The 18140-nt window shown below is 41.2% G+C and carries 20 protein-coding genes; all 20 read right to left on the reverse strand.

Translation table 11 applies throughout. From position 1 onward, the window contains the following. Positions 1–10: 10 nt before the first annotated feature. A complete protein-coding gene (locus tag CS060_RS00210; RefSeq protein ID WP_035050729.1) occupies positions 11–2023 on the reverse strand; it encodes a chemotaxis protein CheA in 2013 nt (670 codons plus the stop codon). Positions 2024–2037: 14 nt separating this feature from the next. Next, on the reverse strand, positions 2038–3108 hold the full coding sequence (locus CS060_RS00215; protein ID WP_035050732.1) for a protein-glutamate methylesterase/protein-glutamine glutaminase: 1071 nt from the start codon (positions 3106–3108) through the stop codon (positions 2038–2040). 12 nt (positions 3109–3120) lie between these two features. Then, on the reverse strand, positions 3121–3990 hold the full coding sequence (locus CS060_RS00220) for a MinD/ParA family protein (RefSeq protein ID WP_035050730.1): 870 nt from the start codon (positions 3988–3990) through the stop codon (positions 3121–3123). Further along, entirely contained in the window at positions 3987–5093 is a 1107-nt protein-coding gene (gene flhF, locus CS060_RS00225; protein ID WP_099668571.1) for a flagellar biosynthesis GTPase FlhF, read from the reverse strand. The genes CS060_RS00220 and flhF overlap by 4 nt, the downstream gene beginning before the upstream one ends. Then, on the reverse strand, positions 5090–7126 hold the full coding sequence (gene flhA, locus CS060_RS00230; RefSeq protein ID WP_035047035.1) for a flagellar biosynthesis protein FlhA: 2037 nt from the start codon (positions 7124–7126) through the stop codon (positions 5090–5092). Before flhA ends, flhF begins: the two co-directional genes overlap by 4 nt. Before the next feature lie 30 nt (positions 7127–7156). Next, the gene (gene flhB, locus CS060_RS00235) at positions 7157–8239 is read right to left on the reverse strand and encodes a flagellar biosynthesis protein FlhB (protein ID WP_035047037.1); all 1083 of its coding nucleotides are present in this window, start codon (positions 8237–8239) and stop codon (positions 7157–7159) included. 1 nt (position 8240) lies between these two features. Next, the gene (gene fliR, locus CS060_RS00240) at positions 8241–9020 is read right to left on the reverse strand and encodes a flagellar biosynthetic protein FliR (protein WP_099668572.1); all 780 of its coding nucleotides are present in this window, start codon (positions 9018–9020) and stop codon (positions 8241–8243) included. Then, entirely contained in the window at positions 9017–9286 is a 270-nt protein-coding gene (gene fliQ, locus CS060_RS00245; RefSeq protein ID WP_035047153.1) for a flagellar biosynthesis protein FliQ, read from the reverse strand. Before fliQ ends, fliR begins: the two co-directional genes overlap by 4 nt. Before the next feature lie 14 nt (positions 9287–9300). After that, entirely contained in the window at positions 9301–9966 is a 666-nt protein-coding gene (gene fliP / locus CS060_RS00250; RefSeq protein ID WP_035047039.1) for a flagellar type III secretion system pore protein FliP, read from the reverse strand. After that, entirely contained in the window at positions 9959–10585 is a 627-nt protein-coding gene (gene fliZ / locus CS060_RS00255) for a flagella biosynthesis regulatory protein FliZ (RefSeq protein WP_035047041.1), read from the reverse strand. Before fliZ ends, fliP begins: the two co-directional genes overlap by 8 nt. Before the next feature lie 12 nt (positions 10586–10597). Then, positions 10598–10957, reverse strand: a complete 360-nt coding sequence (gene cheY / locus CS060_RS00260) for a chemotaxis protein CheY (protein ID WP_003394872.1) — start codon at positions 10955–10957, stop codon at positions 10598–10600. A gap of 19 nt (positions 10958–10976) precedes the next feature. Continuing rightward, positions 10977–12128, reverse strand: a complete 1152-nt coding sequence (fliY, locus tag CS060_RS00265; protein ID WP_035047043.1) for a flagellar motor switch phosphatase FliY — start codon at positions 12126–12128, stop codon at positions 10977–10979. After that, positions 12118–13116 (reverse strand): flagellar motor switch protein FliM, encoded by a 999-nt coding sequence (fliM, locus tag CS060_RS00270; RefSeq protein WP_035047045.1) that lies wholly within the window; start codon positions 13114–13116, stop codon positions 12118–12120. Before fliM ends, fliY begins: the two co-directional genes overlap by 11 nt. A gap of 31 nt (positions 13117–13147) precedes the next feature. Continuing rightward, positions 13148–13561 (reverse strand): flagellar basal body-associated protein FliL, encoded by a 414-nt coding sequence (gene fliL / locus CS060_RS00275; RefSeq protein WP_006323069.1) that lies wholly within the window; start codon positions 13559–13561, stop codon positions 13148–13150. A gap of 1 nt (position 13562) precedes the next feature. Then, positions 13563–13790, reverse strand: a complete 228-nt coding sequence (locus CS060_RS00280) for a flagellar FlbD family protein (protein ID WP_035047047.1) — start codon at positions 13788–13790, stop codon at positions 13563–13565. A 40-nt stretch (positions 13791–13830) separates the two neighbouring features. Then, the gene (locus CS060_RS00285; protein WP_035047049.1) at positions 13831–15147 is read right to left on the reverse strand and encodes a flagellar hook-basal body complex protein; all 1317 of its coding nucleotides are present in this window, start codon (positions 15145–15147) and stop codon (positions 13831–13833) included. Between the two features lie 75 nt (positions 15148–15222). Continuing rightward, complete coding sequence (locus CS060_RS00290) at positions 15223–15585, reverse strand: TIGR02530 family flagellar biosynthesis protein (protein WP_035047052.1); 363 nt, start codon at positions 15583–15585, stop codon at positions 15223–15225. 13 nt (positions 15586–15598) lie between these two features. Further along, entirely contained in the window at positions 15599–16066 is a 468-nt protein-coding gene (gene flgD, locus CS060_RS00295; protein ID WP_035047054.1) for a flagellar hook assembly protein FlgD, read from the reverse strand. 11 nt (positions 16067–16077) lie between these two features. After that, positions 16078–17517, reverse strand: a complete 1440-nt coding sequence (locus tag CS060_RS00300; RefSeq protein ID WP_035047057.1) for a flagellar hook-length control protein FliK — start codon at positions 17515–17517, stop codon at positions 16078–16080. A gap of 14 nt (positions 17518–17531) precedes the next feature. Further along, positions 17532–18140: a MotE family protein gene (locus CS060_RS00305; protein ID WP_099668573.1), complete on the reverse strand. Its 609-nt coding sequence runs from the start codon at positions 18138–18140 to the stop codon at positions 17532–17534.

Here is an 18140-nt window from a genome sequence, read left to right on the forward strand (position 1 = left end):
TCGCTTGTCCCTACTTAATTAACGCGTTGCAATCAATAATGAGCGCAACTTGTCCGTCACCTAAAATTGTCGCGCCAGAAATTGCAAACACAGATGTTAAGTAGTTGCCAAGCGATTTTAACACCACTTCTTGTTGACCGATAAATGAATCGACGACAAGTCCAGCCATTTTTTCACCTTTACGTACAATGACAACCGACAAGAAATCGTCTTCTTCTTTGATGACCGGCACTTCAAAAATATCTTTTAAGAATAAAAGCGGAACAACTTTTCCACGAAAATCGATGACTTTTTGGTTATGGGCATGTAAAATGTCCTCTTTTTTCACAATGGCTGTCTCGATAATCGATGACAACGGAATCGCATATTTTTCCTTTTGAATTTCAACTAACATAACAGAAATAATGGATAGTGTAAGCGGTAGCTGAATTGAAAAGACAGAACCGACTCCTTCTTCCGAGTCAATTGATACCGATCCACCTAGCGACTCAATTGTACTTTTTACAACGTCTAATCCGACACCACGGCCTGAAATGTCAGATACTTTATCCGCTGTTGAAAAACCTGAAGCAAAAATAAGTTCGTATACTTGTTTGTCAGTTAAATTGGCTGCGTTTTGTTCCGAGACAATGCCTTTACTAATGGCTTTTTTCAGCACTTTTTCGCGGCTAATGCCTGCACCGTCATCTTCAATTTCAATGAATACATGATTGCCGCTATGATATGCTTTTAATTTAACTGTTCCTTCTTCTGGTTTCCCTTTTGCCCGACGTACATCTGGTGTTTCAATGCCGTGATCGATAGCGTTACGCAACAAGTGAACGAGCGGATCGCCAATTTCATCAATCACTGTTCGATCGAGTTCCGTTTCTGCTCCGATAATTTCAAGGTTAATTTTCTTTCCTAAATCACGAGCTAATTGACGAACCATGCGCGGAAAGCGATTGAATACCGTTTCAACAGGCACCATGCGCATATTCAAAATAATGTTTTGCAAGTCTCCTGAAATGCGCGACATCCGTTCAACCGTTTCGTGTAATTCAGGATTGTTTAACTCGCGCGAAATTTGTTCTAGTCGACCGCGATCGATGACAAGTTCTTCAAATAAGTTCATTAATACGTCAAGACGTTCAATATTAACGCGAATCGTTTTATTGCTCACCTGTTTTCCCGTTTGCTTTTCTTCTTGTGCTTCTTGTTTTTTCTCGACGGTTTGCTCAACAGTTTTTGTCTCTTCTTTTTGTTCTTCTTTTGGTTCTTCTTTTTGCTCTACTGGAAGGTTAGATCGATGTAAGTCGACGGACTGGACGCGCACTTCCTCTACTTCTGACACTTTCATAATGCGCTTTTGTAACTCGTCTTGTGATACTTTTGTCACTACCGTCACGACAAATTGATCGTCAAACTGTTCAGATTCAAGCATTTCAACGGTCGGAACAGACTTGATCACTTCACCAATTTGTTCAATCACTTCAAAAATCATAAATACACGGGCAGCTTTTAATAAGCAGTCAGAGCGAAGCTTAATCGTGACTTCATAACTATGGAACCCTTGTTCAGCCGACTGTTTTAAAATCGTGTATTCAAACTCATCGTATGTTTGTTCATATGTTGAATGGCTTTTTTGCGGAGTGACAACGACTTCCCCTTTTTCAATTTGCTTTAACTGGGCAACAACTTCTGTAACGTCACGTTTTCCATCTCCACCTTCTGCAATGGAAACGACCATCGCTTCTAAATCATCAACAGCGCGAAAAATGACATCAAGCAGTTCAGGCGTAACCGCAATTTTCCCATTTCGTATTCCATCGAGCACATTTTCCAGTTGATGCGTTAAATTAGCTAAGTCCTCAAATCCCATCGTTGCTGACATTCCTTTTAGCGTATGGGCTGATCGGAAAATTTCATTGACGATCGACACATCATCTGGGTTTTTTTCAAGTTCTAGCAGTTGCTCGTTAATCGTTTGTAAATGCTCTTTACTTTCATCAATAAACACTTCGAGGTATTGACTCATGTCCATTGTTCCTATCCCCCTCAAACTTGTACGTGTTTCATTACCGCTTCAGCAATATTGTCGACGTGAACGATCTCATCAACAACGTTTGCAGCAATGGCTGACTTAGGCATGCCGAATACGACGGAAGATTCGGCAGATTCTGCAACGACAAACGTGTTGCCCGACGCTTTCAATTGTTTCAATCCTGCTGTACCGTCTGAACCCATTCCTGTCATAATTACAGCGATTTTCTCGTAATCTGTTAGAGCGCTTAACGACTCAAACATCACGTCAACGGAAGGTCGATGACCATTGCGCGGTGTTGCTTCATCTAAGTGGATGGCTAGCGACATACCTACCCGTTTCACATATAAATGTTTTCCTCCTGGTGCGATATACGCCGTCCCTTTTTGAATAATTTCACCATCTTCTGCTTCTTTGACGCGAATGTGACATAATGAATCAAGTCGGGTTGCTAAAGACTTTGTAAAGCCTTTTGGCATATGTTGAACGACTAAAATCGGCGCGTCAATCGTTGCTGGAAATTTCGTTAATACGTGTTGAAGCGCGCGAGGGCCCCCTGTAGATGTGCCGATGGCGATGATTTTTTTCTTTCCACTTACGCTTTGTCGTTCACTTACCTCTATTTTACTATATTGCTTTTGTGGCAACATAGACATTTTTTGTTTTGTTTTCACTGTTCGCAAATTGGCTTCGCTTGCCAAAAGCACTTTTTCGATCATCTTATCTTTAATTTTATATAAATCTAGTGAGATGGCTCCTGAAGGCTTCGCAATAAAATCAACCGCCCCGTATTGCAACGCTAAAATTGTATTTTCCGCCCCTTCTGTCGTCGTACTTGAGATCATGACGACTGGAAGCGGTCGTTTCTGCATAATATGCTTTAACGTTTCAAGCCCGTTCATGACAGGCATCTCAACATCTAGCGTCACAACATCCGGATTTAATTGCTCAATTTTTTGTAACGCTTCTTGTCCGTCACGTGCTGTACCGACAACGTGCAACCGCGGATGTTCTGACAAAAAATCGCTAATTAATTTTCGCATAAAAGCAGAGTCATCAACGACGAGCACTTTCACTTTCTTCACAGTCATGATAACCTACCTTTCCAAAAAGTATTGACGTAGCTTGGCAAAAAAGTGAAACGGACGTTTCGCTTGCCCCTCGTGCTCTTCTTTTGCTAAGTAGCGATCCGTCATTTGCATAACCGCCTTACTCGCCTTTGCACTCGGATCAAATAAAAGAAGAGGCGTTTGCCGAATGACAGCCGTGCTTACTGTTCGGTCTTCAGGTATATAGCCTAATGCATGTAATTGCTTTCCTAAAAAACGTTTCGCCACTTGTTTTAGACGTTGCAATGTTTCTGTTCCTTCTTTATCCGAACGTACGCGATTGACTAGCACATAAATTGGGAGTTGTGGATCTGCTAAATGAATGTACTTCATCGTTGCATATGCATCTGTTAAAGCGGTCGGTTCAGGTGTCGTGACGATAAAAATATCATCCACCGCCTTGAGCAACTGAAGACGATCTTCAGACATACCTGCTCCCATATCGAAAATGAGATAGTCGTATTGCTCGGAAACGAGTTGCAATTGTTCAATAAAATACTCGACTTTTTGCTCATCCATATGAAAAATTTCTGTTAATCCTGTTCCCCCAGCAATAAATGACAGCTGTTCTGGTCCTGTTTTTATAATATCATGAATGGTGACGTCTGGACGAAAAATATCGATAATAGTACGAGAAGATGTGTGTCCAAGCAAAATATCAATGTTTCCCATGCCAATATCCATATCAAACAACAATACATGTTTTCCCCGCTGACGTAGCGCTAAGGAAAAGTTTAACGAAACGTTCGACTTTCCGACCCCGCCTTTGCCACTCAATACAGCAATCGCTTTCGTTTCTGCTCCATGTTGCATTTTTTTCACGCGCAAACGTAAGCTTTCCGCTTGATCTCTCATCATTGTTGCTCGACCCCAGTAACCATATTTGCCACAAGCTGTGGAGTAGCTTCAACAATATCATCAGGTACGTTTTGTCCGTGCGTCATATAAGCTGCACCGATGCCGCATCCGATCATCATATTTAACATCGCTCCATGCCGACTCGTTTCATCCACTTTCGTAAAAATAAATTTATGAATCGGAATGATCGAAAACTGTGTATAAATGTCTTTCATATCTCGCCACTTTGCGGTTAGTGATAAAACGAGAAACGTTTCCATTTCTTCATTAAAGTCGATCATTTCTTTTAAATCGTTCACATATTGGACATTGCGAAAATTTCGTCCAGCTGTATCAATAAACACAATATCATACGATGCAAGCTTCTCTTTCGCTTTACGAAAATCGTCGAGATTGTAACATACTTCAAGCGGCACATTTAAAATTTTTGCATATGTTTTCAGCTGATCAATAGCAGCAATACGATACGTATCTGTCGTAATAAACGCCGCTTTTTTTCGGTGTTTAATGACACAATCGGCGGCCATTTTCGCAAGCGTTGTCGTTTTACCAACACCGGTCGGTCCAACAACGTTGACAAATTTTTTTTGAAACGACATGCCACCAAACGGAAGAGGGGATAGCATGTGAACGATTTCTTCATGAAGCCATTGTTTCACTTCGTCATATGAAGCGTTCGCCCCGGACGTATACCAACGTTGCAACAATGCGGACATAAACATTGCCCGCACATCATCGCTTATTTCTTGATCGATTAAATGAGCATCTATTCCTTTTAACGGAGCGGGGTAATGCTCAACTCCCCCTCCTTGTGACAACTGGCGGATCGTCGCTTTTAATTCATGAATTTCTTTTAATAGTTGTTCATCGTGCGCCGGTTCTGTACGCTCTTTTCGTTTTTCTTTTATTTTTTGAACGGACGCAGTGGCAGGCTTTGGATCAACGGCAGCGATCACTTCGATATTTTTCCGAGAAAACAACCCAAGAAAACCTTTTTTTTGCACAACTTTTGAGTTTAAAATGACAGCATCATTGCCAAGTTCTGCTCGAATCATTTTCATCGCTTCTGGCATAGACGAAGCGACAAACTTTTTTACTTTCATTCCACATTCACCACCCCAACACTTTGAACTTCAACATTTGCCTCAAGCTCATTATACGACAATACTGGAACGTGACGGAAATATCGTTCCGTTAATTGTCTCACATACATGCGCACAGCCGGTGAACAAAGTAAAATTGGTGATTGATCTTGAAACGGAAATTGTTCAATTTGCATCGCAATCGCTTCAATAATCGCTTGCGAAACGACCGGATCAAGCGCTAAATAGTTACCGTGTTCCGTTTGTTGCACACCTTCGGCAATCATTTTTTCGACCTTTCCTGATAATGTAATGACACGTAAAGGTTGACCTTCAACTACATATTGGCTCGTAATTTGACGAGCGAGCGCTTGCCGAACGTATTCTGTTAAAAGATCCGGATCTGTCGTCATTCGAGCGAAATCCGCAAGCGTTTCAAAAATGACTGGCAAATTGCGAATCGATACTTTTTCACGCAATAAGTTGGCAAGTACTTTTTGAATATCACCAACGGATAACGGATTTGGCGTCACTTCTTCCACTAAAATTGGATACGATTCTTTCACATGGTCGATTAACTGTTTTGTTTCTTGACGCCCGAGCAATTCATGTGCGTGTGCCTTTAACAGCTCAGTAATATGCGTAGATACGACAGATGGTGGATCAACGACCGTATATCCAAACATTTCGGCTCGCTCTTTCATTTCTTCAGAAATCCATTTCGCTGGCAAACCGAACGCCGGTTCAATCGTATCGATTCCTTCAATGGAATCATCATCAACGCCCGGGCTCATCGCTAAATAATGATCAAGTAACAACTCGCCACGCGCTACTTCATTTCCTTTGATTTTTAGTCGATATTCATTCGGCTGCAATTGAATATTGTCACGAATGCGAACAACTGGAATGACGATTCCTAACTCTAAAGCAAGTTGACGACGAATCATGACGATACGATCTAATAAATCTCCACCTTGATTCGCATCAGCAAGCGGAATTAATCCGTATCCAAATTCAAACTCAATCGGATCAACGCTAAGTAAACTAACAACACTTTCTGGGCTTTTCATTTGATCCATTTCGATCTCTTCTTCTGTCTCTTCTAGTTTTGTTTCATCCACATGCGCTTGTTTTGCTAATTGATAGGCTCCGAAAGCGAGCAAAGAAGCAATCGGGATCGTTAGCAAATCATTAATCGGGGTAAACAAACCGAGTAAAAAAATGGTCCCCGCTGTGACGTATAACATTTTCGGATACGCAAACAGCTGCCGCATAATATCGGCACCTAAATTATCATCGGAAGCCGCACGAGTAACGACAATACCAGTAGCCGTTGAAATTAATAACGCTGGAATTTGGCTAACAATTCCATCTCCAACGGTTAATAGCGTATATCTTCTTGCCGCTTCGCCAATGTCCATCCCTTGTTGCACCATGCCGATGACAATTCCAAATAACATGTTAATTAATACAATAATAATTCCTGCGATCGCGTCACCTTTTACGAATTTACTTGCTCCGTCCATCGCCCCATAAAAATCAGCTTCTTGCGCAATTTTTTCACGTCGTTCTCTCGCTTGTTGTTCAGAGATGATGCCGGCATTTAAATCGGCGTCAATGCTCATTTGCTTTCCCGGCATCGCGTCGAGCGTAAAGCGCGCCGCAACTTCAGATACGCGCTCTGCTCCTTTTGTAATGACGACAAATTGAATAATAATTAAAATTAAAAACACAACGAAACCGACAACAACATTTCCACCAATAACAAACGTTCCAAACGTTTCAACCACTCCCCCTGCTTCCCCTTTACTTAAAATCGAGCGAGTCGTGGAAACGTTTAAACCGAGGCGAAATAATGTAAGCAAAAGGAGAAGCGAAGGGAAGATCGAAAATTGGAGCGGTTCGCGCATATTCATCGATGTTAAGAGAACGAGCAATGCAAGAGAAATATTCATAATAATGAGGATACTGAGCAACCACGATGGTAGAGGGATGATGAGCATCGCTACAATCAATACAACCATAAGTAATACAGATAAGTCCCTTGCCGACATAAACGTTCTCTCCTGTTCACATACATAAAATTAAAGTTTATTTTTTGTTTTATAGACGTACGCTAAAATTTCTGCTACCGCTTTGAAAAAAGCTTCTGGAATGACCATGCCGATATCTGTTTGATCGTATAGTGCACGTGCAAGCGGGCGATTTTCAACAATCATGACATCATTTTTTTTCGCGATGTCTTTGATTTTTTGCGCCATATAATCTGCTCCTTTAGCGACAACGATCGGAGCGTCTGCTTGTTGTTCATCATACTTTAACGCCACAGCAAAATGGGTTGGGTTTGTAATGACCACATCGGCTTTCGGCACTTCTTGCATCATACGGCGCATCGCCATTTCTCGTTGTTTTTGCTTAATGCGGGATTTAATTAACGGATCCCCTTCTGTCTTTTTATATTCGTCTTTAATGTCTTGCTTTGACATACGAATATTTTTTTCAAAATCGTACCGTTGATACAAGTAATCGAAAAGGGAAAGAAATAGTAAAGCGACAGAAGCAACAAGCCCCATTTGAATCGTTAAACGTCCAAGCGTGGCCGCAATCGCTCCGATTGATTTATGAGATAGAGATAAAATATCATCGATGTGCATCCACAAAACGGAAAAAGTTACAACACCAACAAACAATACTTTTAAAATGGACTTTAACAATTCTACAAGCGCCCGAAGTGAAAATATGCGCTTAAATCCTTGAATCGGATCGAGTTTGCTTAGCTTCATTTGCAGTGGTTCGGTCGTGAATAAAAAACCAACTTGCACAAAATTAGCAAATAGCGCTGCAGCAATGGCGGCTAAAAAAATCGGACCAACAAGCAACGCAAACTGGCGAAGAAGATCAACGAAAATCAACTGCACGGAATCGACCGTGACGTCCATGAAAAAGTAATGTTGAAACGACTGACGAAATAGCCGGGCGATCGCATCTCCCCATATGCCTAAAGAAAACGAAAGAACAAGAAAAACAATGAGCATTAAAAAGGCAGCGGTCACATCCGCACTTTTTGCTACTTGTCCTTTCTTACGCACTTCTTGCCGTTTTCTCGGCGTTGCTTTTTCTGTTTTTTCTCCGGCGAAAAACTGCAAATCAACGGACAGCCAGCTCACGTTACGCGCCTCCTAATAGTTTCATCATGCTGCGCATCGACATAAAGGTGAATTCAAACAGTTGTTTTGTGACGACAAACATGCTTGAAAATACAATGACAAACAAAACAAAGCTAACAATAATTTTCACAGGTAGCCCAATGACAAAAATGTTCATCTGCGGAACCGTTCGGGCTACAATGCCGAGTGCTACATCAACTAAAAACAAACAGCCAACAATCGGAATGGCCATTTGCAATGCAATAACAAACATCGCTTGAAATAAACGAACGACTTGTTCTGCAATTTGTCCATTCTCGAAAGAAATGGGGTGATCAAGCGGAATGAACTGATAGCTATAAAAAATACCGTCTAACAACAAATGATGTCCATTGACGGCAAGCAAAAAAAACAAAGCAATTGTGTATAAATACTGTCCCATTAATGGGCTTTGGGAGCCTGTTTGCGGATCGATGACGTTTGCGATCGCAAACCCCATCTGAAAATCAATGAATCCTCCTGCAATTTGAATCGCTGACATGATCATAAACGCAACAAGCCCAATCAGTAACCCGACAAGCACTTCTTTCATCAGCAACATCATATACGTTCCGTCAATATCTAATGGCTTTGGATCGAGTGAAAAAAACATGAGCCAACTTATAAAAAAAGCAAAACCGATTTTATGAACGTTTGGTACATTTCGATAGGAGAAAAGCGGCATCGTTGCGAAAAACGAAGCGACGCGCGCGAAAATAAGTAAAAATGTCGGTACATACGTATATAGCTCCATACGCTTCATCCTACAAATTTACTCAAGTTACTAAAAATATTATATGCATATGACACCATGCGCGAAAGCATCCACGGTCCGAAGAAGACGAGACCGAGTAGCACTGCGACAATTTTTGGAACAAACGCTAACGTTTGTTCTTGAATTTGCGTTGTCGCCTGCAAAATGCTAATAAACAAGCCGACCGCAAGGGCAAGCAACATGAGCGGACCGCATATCACAAGCACCATGTATACACCGCGTTCCGCAACTTGAATGACAAAATCGGGACTCATTTTTCCCACCTACTTTAAAAGCTTTCTAATAATGATTTCACGACTAAATACCAACCATCCACGAGAACAAATAATAAAATTTTAAACGGCAACGAAATCATGACCGGCGGTAACATCATCATTCCCATCGACATTAATACACTTGCGACAATCATATCAATGACTAAAAACGGAATGAATAACATAAAGCCGATTTGAAACGCTGTTTTTAGTTCGCTAATCGCAAAAGCGGGGACGAGCGCTGACATCGGAATGTCTTGCACCTTTTTTGGTTGTTTAGCTCCTGCGTAGCTTAAAAATAAAGCTAAATCTTTTTGTCGCGTATGTTTACTCATAAATTCTTTTAGCGGCGCTTCGGCACGTTCATAAGCTTGCTCTAAATTAATCTTTTCATCAAACAGCGGCTGCAAGGCATCACGATTAATTTGTTGAAAAGTCGGTGCCATAATAAAAAATGTTAAAAATAGCGATAGCCCGATAATGACTTGGTTTGGTGGCATTTGTTGCGTGCCGAGCGCTGTTCGAACAAACGATAAAACAATGACGATGCGTGTAAACGATGTCACCATAATTAAAATACCGGGTGCAATTGACAAGACCGTCAAAAGCAACAACAGTTTGACGGATGTTGCTACGTTTTCGGGCGCACTGTTATTAAAAAACTGCATGACTTCATTCATGTGGATCCCTTTCTTTTTCCAGCGCTCTCATCGCTTGTTTTCGCTTCTCGGCTAACTGTTGTAATTCTCGATCGAATAATTGGCGAAAACGAGGCTCGTTTGTTTTTCGCTGCAAAAACGATTGGAGCGATTTCCATACGTTCTTATCAAGCAATGAATCAAGACGTGCTTCGTGTTGCTTAAGCAACTCTTCAATTTCTTGTTCATCCGTAATTTCTTTTAATAAGTGAATTGATTCACCTACACCGACAACAAACACACGCCGACCGACTTTCACAATTTGAATCGTCCGATTCATTCCTAAACTTGTCCCACCTAAATGTTGGATAAGCCCTTTTCGCTCATAAAATCGGTTTTGTTTATTTAACCATTTTAAAAGCGCATATAACAACAATACAACAAAAGCCGTTGCGGCAATCAGTTTGACAAAATCCCAAACCGTAATCGGAGACGGTTGGGCAACGATTTCGGATTCCGTTGCCTTGTCTGTTTGTTGTTCTTGACACTTTTCTGGATGCTCTACACATTCTTTTACGCTATTCGTTTGTTCTGCAAAAGCAGGAGAAACTGCTTGCAGAACAACGAACGCGCACAACATGATGATGCGAATATAGCGCAATGAATTCCACCTCTAACCGAGCGTTTTGTTAATCGCTTCAATGACACGATCTGCTTGGAACGGCTTGACAATAAAATCTTTTGCTCCTGCCTGAATAGCATCGATAACCATCGCTTGTTGCCCCATAGCTGAACACATAATGACTTTGGCGTTGCTATCAATTTTTTTAATTTCTTTCAGCGCCGTAATGCCATCCATTTCTGGCATCGTAATGTCCATTGTAACTAAGTCCGGACGAAATTCTTTATATTTTTCGACCGCTTGTGCTCCATCGGCTGCTTCTGCGACAACTTCGTGCCCGTTTTTCGTTAAAATATCTTTAATCATCATTCTCATAAATGCTGCATCATCAACAATTAAAATTCTCGCCATTCTCCAAAAACCTCCCAAATTATCGTAATTTGTTTAGCCGATCGCTTTGGCTAATAATACTTGTCACACGCACGCCGAAATTTTCATCAATGACAACAACTTCGCCTTTTGCGATCAGTTTGTTGTTTACTAAAATGTCAACTGGTTCACCAGCTAGCTTATCGAGCTCAATGATAGAACCTGACGATAAGCCTAAAATGTCTTGTACAGAACGCTTCGTTCGCCCGAGTTCAACCGTCACTTGCAACGGGATGTCAAGCAACATGTCGAGATTGCGCGATTCCGCTTCTGGAAGCGGCGCTGGTTCAAAACTTGCAAAAGCAACAGGCTGGACGTTGACAGGCTGCTGCACGGCTCCCGTTCCAAAATGTTGAGGAGCTTCTTTTTGCATTTGTTGAGCCGGTGAAGGCGCTGGTTGCGTTTGTGCGGATGGCGCGGTTTGACGTGGCTCGTTCGTATTTATTGTAGCTGATGTTTGCGCTTTTGTACTAGACGGATTTAATAAATTTTCGACTAATTCTTTCGCAAAATGAATCGGCAACAGTTGCATAATGTTAGAATCAATTAAATTGCCTACTTTTAAGCGAAACGATACTTTTACAAGCACGTCGTCCGGCGGTAAATATTCAAACCCTTCGCCTTCTGATAAATCAAGTAAGTGTAAACTTGGTGGTGAAATATCGACTTTTTTACTAAAAATCGTCGACATTGACGTTGCGGCGGAACCCATCATTTGGTTCATCGCTTCTTGCACAGCACTCAGTTGAATTTCATCCATAAAGGCGGGCGGATTTGTGCCGTCTCCCCCCATCATTAAATCTGCGATAATGGCGGCATCAGATTGTTTAATGACAAGTAAATTCGTTCCTAAAAATCCTTCCGTATAGCTCACTTGAATCGCAACATACGGATGCGGAAACTCTTCTGCCACGCGTGCACGTTCAATGAGTGAAACGCTCGGCGTCGTAATTTCAACTTTTTGATTTAATAACATCGATAACGCTGTCGCTGAACTGCCAAACGAAATATTTCCAATTTCACCAAGCGCATCTTGTTCAATTGGTGTCAATACTTCATCGATCGACATTGTACTAGACGGCATCGGGTCTTCGTCAATTCCTCGCAACAACGCATCAATCTCATCTTGAGATAACATATCGTCACTCATCATCGCCGTCTTCCCCCTTTATTACATCTAAAATTTGCACTGCTAATCGTTTATTCATTTTTCCCGGCTGTCCAATAAATTTCGGTACATCTCCTACCTTAATAATGAGTGGATCGCGCACCGTTTGATCAAGCTGAATGACATCGCCAACGGAAAGTTGTAAAAATTCTTGGACGGAAATGCTCGATGTACCAAGCTCTGCGATCATTGGTACTTTCGTTTGTTTTAATCGTTTTTGTAGCGTCGCAACTTCCTCTGGTTCACGCTCTTTTTTTTGTGTTTGCATCCAATAATGAACAGATAATTTCGGGATAATCGGCTCTAAAACGACGTGTGGAATACAAATGTTAATCATTCCACTTGTATCACCAATTTGTGTATTTAGCGAAATAACAACAACCGTTTCATTTGGTGATACCATTTGTAAAAATTGTGGATTGACTTCAAAATCTGTGAGCATCGGATCGATATCTGCTACAGACTCCCACGCTTCACGCAAGTTGCTAAACGCTTTTTCAAACAAACTGGACATAATTTTTGTTTCAATTTCGGTTAAATTTTCGATTTTATTTAAACTTACACCTCTGCCTCCTAATACGCGATCAAGCATGGCATAAGCAATGTTTGGGTTGACTTCTAACAGCACGCGTCCATCCAGCGGAGGAACTTCAAACACCGTTAAAATTGTCATTTTCGGAATAGAGCGAATAAACTCTTCGTATGGCAATTGGTCAGCCGATGCGACGGAAATTTGCACATATGTGCGCAATTGCGCGGAAAAAAACGTCGTCAATAGTCGAGCAAAGTTTTCATGTATGCGCGTTAAACTGCGAATTTGATCTTTTGAAAACCGCAACGCCCGTTTAAAGTCATACACTTTCACTTTTTTCTCTGCTTCTTCTTTTTTCAGCTCATCGGCGCTCATCTCTCCAGCAGATAGCGCCGCAAGCAAGGCATCTATTTCACTTTGCGATAAAACTTCTCCTGACATCGTTCTCACCTCCTACTCCTATTCATTTTATTTACTGGAGAATAAAGGAGGTTATATAAATTTTCTCAACTTTTCCTTCTTGCATGAGCTCATTGATGCGTTCGCGAAGTTTTTTCTCTAAAAGCAACTTTCCTTGTTTTCCTTTAAACTGTTCCGCTGTCATTTCTGATAATTCTTCAATAATGATGTTTTTAATTTGGAAATCGCGTTTTTCGGCTTCTTCTTTTGCTTTTTCGCTATCTGTTTGAATTTTAAACGCAATTTTAATAAAGCTTCCGTCCATTAAATTCGTCATGATTTCCGGTACATCAAACGAACTGGCGACAATTTCATCGACTGTCGGTTCTTTTGGCTCATTATTCCCCATAAATTTCATAACAACAACAAGGGCGACGACGCTAACAAGCGTAATCACTCCCATAACAATCAACATGATTTTTAACATTTTATTGTCTTTCAACGTCGGATCCCTCCGCCTCTCTCCTTAATCCGAGCACAGAAATGTTACGATAAAACGTTTCTACTAATAACATAACATCTTCTACAGACTCCCGCACGACAAACTTTTTGCCATTCGTTAACGTAATGGTCGTGTCTGGGAACGCTTCAACTTGTTCTATGTAAATGGCGTTTAACGTAAAAGGTTTACCGTTTAACCTCGTTAATCGAATCATTATGTATCGGGGGCAAACGCCCCCGTCCCCCCTTTATTTATTATTTCTTCAAGTTGACAAGCTCTTGTAAAATTTCATCCGACGTTGTAATAATGCGTGTATTCGCTTGGAATCCTCGTTGCGCAACGATCATTTCTGTAAACTCTTCAGATAAATCGACGTTCGACATTTCTAATGCCCCGGAAATAATTTCACCGGCACCGTTTAAACCTGGACGCGACAATTCATTAATCGTCAAGCCGTTTGCATTTCGGTCGAGTTTCCCCGAGTTGTTCGTTTCTTTAAACGTATTTCCGCCCATTTTTTCTAAACCGCTCGGGTTCGGAAATTGCGCCAACAAAATTTGTCCTGCAATTTTTAATTGCCCATTGCTGTCAATGAACGTCACTTTTCCGTCCGCCGTAATTCCAAAACTTTTCGCTGTTTTCGGAATTTGAATTAACCCCGGCTCAAAACTTGTCACATTTCCGTATTTCGGCTCGCTGTAGTCTTGCAGCACTTGTTGAATACTCTCCACAGAACCACTAATTCCTTCTAAATATGGGCCCATCATTTTTTCAGCTTGGTCTAACGTAGTTGGCCATCCGCTTGTTGGAATTGTTGTCATGTTATTGATACTTGCTTTTGGCGAAACATTGTTATTAAAGTTACCGATATTCGTATTCATATTGTTAATTTGTGTATTAAAATTGTTGATAAAAGTATTAAAGTTAGAAAAAGAAGGGGGGTCAAAATTATTTTTCCAATTTTGAACGAAATTAACTAGCCCTCCAGCCCCGTTTACAAAGTTATCGAGTTGAGTTCTTAAAGTGTTAACTTGATTAAGGTTTGTGGCAGAAGGTAATGTCTTAATCGCTGCCTCACCAATTAAATATTGTCCATCAGAGTTTACAACATAGCCATACTCATCTAAATAAAAGTTTCCAGCACGTGTAAAATTCAAATTAAACACTCGATCGATCGGTACACCCGCATTCACTCTATTTGTTCCTAATTTTCCAGCTGGTCCATCCATACTAATTAATGTCACATCATTAATCGACCCAACGACGAAAAAGCCGTCGCCGCCGAGCGCTAAGTCAAGCGGACGCGATGTCGTTTGCGTCGAACCTTGCGTGTGAATCGTTTCGATCGAACCTAGCCCGCTTCCTAATCCGATTTGTTTGCCATTAATTCCCCCGCGTGTTCCTGTTGATGATGTTGCCGCAGAAATTTGTTGGGAAACAAGATCTTTAAATGTGACGCGCGCTTTTTTGTAGCCATACGTGTTGACGTTAGAAATATTGTTACCAATGACGTCTAATTTATATTGAAAGTTGCGAATACCACCAATTCCAGTAAACATGGAACGTAACATATAATCCTCTCCTTTTCGTTGTTTGAGCGGCTTCTGTCATTCCGCACGCTCGAAGGCCTCCGTAAAGGTCCGGCCTTATATAATAATGGCTCCGTTAATGTTTGTGAACAATTGGCTCTGCGCCTCTTCACGATGCATCGCTGTAATGACCGTTTGATTGACTGCGCTCACAATAAACGCAGCTTCATTTGTAATGACGAGCGAGTCGCGCACCCCTTTTTGTTTTGCCTCAACAATTTTTTGTCCGATCGCTGCCCACTGTTCATCGTTAATATGAATATTTCGTTCTTGCAAACGTTGTTGGGCATGTTTGCTTATTTTTAACGTTTGCTCCGCTTCAACAAGGGCATCGTGAAACGATTGCCGCTCCGTTGAAGCAACCGTCTGTTTTTTCGACGGAATCAATGGGGTGTGCGGAAAAAATTGAATGCGATTCATTTTCTCACCTCCTTTATTGCGACACTCTTGTGACGCGAGAGGCTAACACCATCTTCCCTTGATCAAGCTCTAACCATATGTCTGTTTCTTTTTGAACGACAGCTTTCACCACACCGCTTTGTTCATCCCATGTAACCGTCTTACCGATCCATTCGCTATATTGAGCAAGCGATGGGGCAGATTGTTGTTGAATAAGCTTTTGCAATGCATCTAACGTACCTGTAAGTTTTTCCGATGTGCCCGTCTGTGTTTCAATAAACTTGCTCATCATATTTGACATATTGACCATTTGTTCAAGCGATGAGAAGTTTGCCATTTGTGAAATGAATTCACGGTCTTCCATCGGATTTAACGGATCTTGATGTTGCAATTGAGCAATTAAAATTTTTAAAAAATCGTCTTTTCCTAAAGAGCTTTTCCCTGTTTCGCGCTGCTGTACTTGCCGCTGAGACAAAAGCAAGCTCGGATCGATCGCTGTCACGTCTATCACCTCTACATGTCAAAGTCAAACCATTCGTTTAGCCACTCATCAAATGATTGATCAGGTTGCTTTTTCTCTTCTCTTGGTTGCTCTTGTTGTTGCTGTTGCTGTTTTTGTTGATGGAATGAATGATCGCGAAATTTCGCTTGATCAAATACATTAAATTGTTCGACCGTAATATGATCCGCAATATGCGCAAGCTGATGAATATGTTGTTCCACTAGCTGTTTCGCCGCTTCAGTCGATGTAATCATTTTTGCCGTTAGCTTCCCTTTTTGTTGAATAAGCTTAATCGTTATATATCCTAAATGTTCAGGTTGAAGGCGAATCAGCATTTGCGCATTGCCGTTTTTCCATCTCGTGAATTGACTTGAACGAACAATTCGCTCAAACTGTGCGACAAACGGTGTTTCATTCGTCGTATCAATCGTTGGTCGGTCAAACGGTACATGTTTATCATCTGATTGTTGAACAGCGTGCACCAAATCAGACAAACGAATCGTCCATTGTTTGCGCTCTTGTGTCAATAGAGCATCTTCCTTTTTCGCAGACCCCGATGATTGTTGTTCTTGTACATACGTGCTTACTAATTGTGCTCGCGAAGTAATCGGATATTTTCGGAACAAATCACTATTTATGTTCCCATCTTCAAATATTTTTTCAACATCTGTAGCTAACGACTCATGAGTGGACGGAACTATATTCAACAATTTATCCTTTATTTTTTCTTTGCCGCTCCATCGTACTTGATGGTCTGTAATCATTCGAGCAGTCAATTCTACTGATTCACTTTCCATTTTGTTCACACTATGCACGTTGTTTAATTGTGATTGTCGATCTGCAATCGTTTGAGCCATCGATTTTACTGTTTTTCTCTTCACTTCGTTCGCATTAAGCCTGCTGTCCAACCGGGTTTGGTTGTCCAACATTGCTTGCAACATCGCTGTCATCGTGTCGCTCTGTTCGTCTTGCACACCAAATACATTGCGCAACGTTGTGCGTACTTGTTCAGTCATCGACTGTGGGATCGTCCATTGCTTTTGTTCTAGTTGAAACAAAGCAATGACGAGCATCAGTTCATCTTTTTCATCATGATCATCTGACGCTGAAAACATCGTTTCAAACGGTGGCTCAGCTGAAAATCGTTGAACAATTTGCTCTTTTGTTTCTTCTGGTAAAAGAGAAAGAAACGATTGTATCATTTCAGTTGATAATATGTGCTTGTCTGCATACGCATCATGCGCCGGAAGCTGTTCAAACCATTGCTGCAACTGCTCCCAATCCACTCGTTGCATCGTTTCCGGCTGTTCCGACAATGCTTGTAACGATTCTGACGTTTGACGCAATGATGAAAGCAATTGGGAAAATACATCCCCATCACCCGTTTGAACGGTTGCTTGTTGATGAGATCCGCCGAACGAAACGATTGAAGAAATCGGCGCGATATTCATGTTTTCACCTCCTTTCAATTGTTCGCTTTTTTCGCAAGCAAGCTCGTATATTTCGCGGCGTTTGCGGCATCCATTTTTTCTAAAATGGCCGCCACTTTGTCTGTTTTTAGTTGCGAGAGCAAATCGACAGCTTCGCGGTCCGACATTTGCGGAATAATTTCTGCTGCTTTTTTTGGAGACATCGTTTCATACATTTTCACAACGTCTACACGCGGAGCATTTGTCTGCTCTTTTGTCTGTGCTGTCGGCTGTTGTGCTTGTTCCTTTTCCGCCTGCAAACGTGCAATTTCTTGTTTGAGCGTGTCAATTTCGGCATTTTTTTCTTTTATAGTATCTTTCGTTTTTGCGAGCTCCTTTTCTTTCTCAACAATCGTTGCTTTTAGCTCGACAATTTGTTCTTGTAGTTTCTTTTTTTCGTTCGCGTCTGTTCCCTCAATCCATTGGGAAACGAACGGCAGTTGCCCTGCATATTTTTTCCCTTGTTCAAATACGTTAATACCAGAGAACGTTAAAATAAGTAAAACAACCGAAATCGTAAATAAAAGCGGAATAAAAACGACAAAAAGAAACCATTGAAGCTTGCTCGCTTTTTTCTTTTCCTCTTCTTTTTCAAACTGTTCCAT

The organism is Anoxybacillus flavithermus (assembly GCF_002742685.1).
In the GTDB taxonomy this organism is placed as follows: domain Bacteria; phylum Bacillota; class Bacilli; order Bacillales; family Anoxybacillaceae; genus Anoxybacillus; species Anoxybacillus flavithermus_E.